The 2,582-nt window shown below is 33.0% G+C and carries 2 protein-coding genes and 1 pseudogene; 1 reads left to right on the top strand and 2 read right to left on the bottom strand.

What is annotated here, in order from left to right; all coding sequences use genetic code 11:
• Positions 1-699: 699 nt before the first annotated feature.
• Positions 700-1,479, top strand: coding sequence for a hypothetical protein (locus ACFFLE_RS07760; RefSeq protein ID WP_380570567.1), 780 nt, complete (start codon positions 700-702; stop codon positions 1,477-1,479).
• A gap of 99 nt (positions 1,480-1,578) precedes the next feature.
• Here the strand turns inward: ACFFLE_RS07760 and ACFFLE_RS07755 are convergent, their stop codons facing one another.
• Positions 1,579-2,277, bottom strand: coding sequence for a DinB/UmuC family translesion DNA polymerase (locus tag ACFFLE_RS07755; RefSeq protein ID WP_380570568.1), 699 nt, complete (start codon positions 2,275-2,277; stop codon positions 1,579-1,581).
• A 78-nt stretch (positions 2,278-2,355) separates the two neighbouring features.
• Positions 2,356-2,505: pseudogene (locus ACFFLE_RS07750) on the bottom strand (Y-family DNA polymerase); the annotation flags it as partial.
• Positions 2,506-2,582: the final 77 nt, after the last annotated feature.

Here is a 2,582-nt window from a genome sequence, read left to right as displayed (position 1 = left end):
AACGTCAATCGGCTGAAGACCATCAAACGGATTATGTATGGCCGGGCCGGTTTCAGGCTGTTGAGACAGCATATGCTTTATCGTCCACTATAAATTTAAAATTTTGGCTATGTTCATCACAATCTATATATAAGCATTCCCCAACTTAGCGTAAGAGCCAAAATATGAATACCATACAAATAAAGTAGATGCGAAACGAAACACTAAGGAGAATGGGATGGAAATTCACGATTTCTTATAATTCTCTAAAGCAAATAAAGGCAATATGAGCTACCATAATATTTTTTAAGTTCTGCTATTATATAAAAATGCTATTTAACATAGTGTGCATTTAGATAGATGTAAAATAATCGGTGTTTAATGCGAATAACTGTAGAAAGTACAAATATAAAGTTCTCAGAATAAAAGTATAGCCTATTGAATAAATAATGGCCGTTTTCTGAATTTTTAAGGTAAAATATACGTATTAATCTTTCTTAGGAGGAATTTCAATGAAACTACTTTCTTCAAATGTAGTAACAACAGTTATATTACTTATACTTCTAGCGTTAGTTATATGGAATTATATTGATATATTCACCTACTTAACAGTGTCAATTATTGTAATTATTGCTTCGATAATTGTAGATTATAAAAAAAATAGAAAAAAGTAAATTCATAGGTTATAATGCAATTATCATATAAGAGGTGTTGTTAGTTATGAAGAAGAAAGTTTTATGCTTGATGATTTTTTCTTTGATTTTGTATCCGTTCTCAGAAACATTTATTACTCTTGGCGGTCAGGAAAAAGTACAAACTGCTGAAGCAAGTACAGAAGAATTAGAAGGAATAAATGAAGATGTGGTTTTCGAGGAAATGAATTCAAATCAATACGTTTATACTTATAGTAATGAGGGAGAAGATTATAAGAATATAGAAGTATTTGTAAGTGAAACGGAAGTCCATTCGGAAATTTATATGCTTAATAAAGAAACTCAAGAATACGAGCTGGTTGATTCAATTATTACAGTCGTAGAAAAAGATACCGTTAAACAAACCTCTGAACAAACAAACGAATATAGTGAAGTTCCCATAGAAGCAATGTCAGTAAATTTAAAAGATAGTATGCATTTTGAAGAAAATCTTTACCAGATTGCTGCCTCATCATGGAAGTACAATAAAACCTATACAGGGTCTAATAATCTAAAGCTACAAAGGTTTACAGTTGGTGCAATTGCAATAATAGTAGCAAGTATTACAAAATTACCGCAAACAGCTAGAACTGTAACTCAAGTAGCTAATCTTTACTTTCAGATAAATGCAAGCAAAGTAAATGCAAGCAAAGCATACTACAAAACAGTTGTATATAAAGATTCAAATGCTCCCCGTAATAGACCAAACTTTAAACATGTTACTACTTTCTACAAAAACTCAGCTCGAACGCAAGTATTAAAATCAAATGTAGTACGTCTAGCATGTAGCAGTACTTGCAATAGTTAAAAAATGAGTTGATCAATATCACCATAACAGAGTCCGAAACCATAATATTTCGGGCTCTGTAATTATATAATAATGTCATTTAAACTAATACAAATTTCCTTATATCATATGTCCGGCAATAAGGGTAGATCTATACTTGAATGTAGATGCATCGGTCAAGCTGGTGGCTCTCAATACACTGGAGCTGCCATACCGTTGCTTCAATTGGTCAATTGTGTGGTTCAGTTTTTCCTCTTTTAGATCCTTATCTGTATCAAATAGTGATATCTGCATGACTGAATCCGGTAAGAAGTTCGTTAGAGATACATTAATCGTCCTATACGAACTATGTGGGTCAGCCACTTTATTTAATTGGCTCCATATCAGTTGAATAATCTTATTAGAGTTGTTTGTTCCTGCCTTTATTGTAAACTGCTTTCGATAAATCTTTCCATCCTTTGTGCCAATAGAGAAAGAAATCGTACGTGCAAGTTGTTTATTTAACCTGATACGATAAGTCACTTCATCAACGTGTTCTATTAAAATCACATATAGTTCGGTAAGCGTATAATCTCGGAGTAGAATCTGACTTTTAGCGATCGAAGGGCGATGTGCTATGTGTTTATCTCTGATAAAGCTCTCATCTATGCCATTGGCATGAAGATGCCAATCGACCCCCACGATACCAAAATCTCTCTTCAAATATTTCCAGGAATAGTTTGCTAAATCTCCAACACTATAAATGCCCCTCTTGTTAAGGTTCATTTCACTTTTCATATTAATTCCCCATAGTTTTGACAGGGGTTTAATCCCCCACATTTTTTCTTCTACATCTTTATAACGCCATTCCGTGATGCCATCCGGCATTTTTTTTGCTTCAATATCCAATGCCACTTTGCTTAGTAAAAGGTTATCGCCAATACCAATGGCACACTGTATTTGTGTCACTTCATAAATTTCATTTTTTAAGTGCTTTGCAAATGCTTTTGGTGTCTTGGAAAACAGATGGTAACTATTAGTAATATCCATAAAAAATTCATCAATAGAATATTGGTGTAACCGTCAAGTAGAACTCAACACTTTATCCCAAATAAGATTCAACAGTTCATCCAAATTAAGACTCA

This window comes from Salinicoccus siamensis (assembly GCF_042429615.1).
GTDB lineage: Bacteria > Bacillota > Bacilli > Staphylococcales > Salinicoccaceae > Salinicoccus > Salinicoccus siamensis.
Note: the sequence above shows the minus strand (reverse complement) of the source record. Positions and strands in the feature narration are given on the sequence as shown.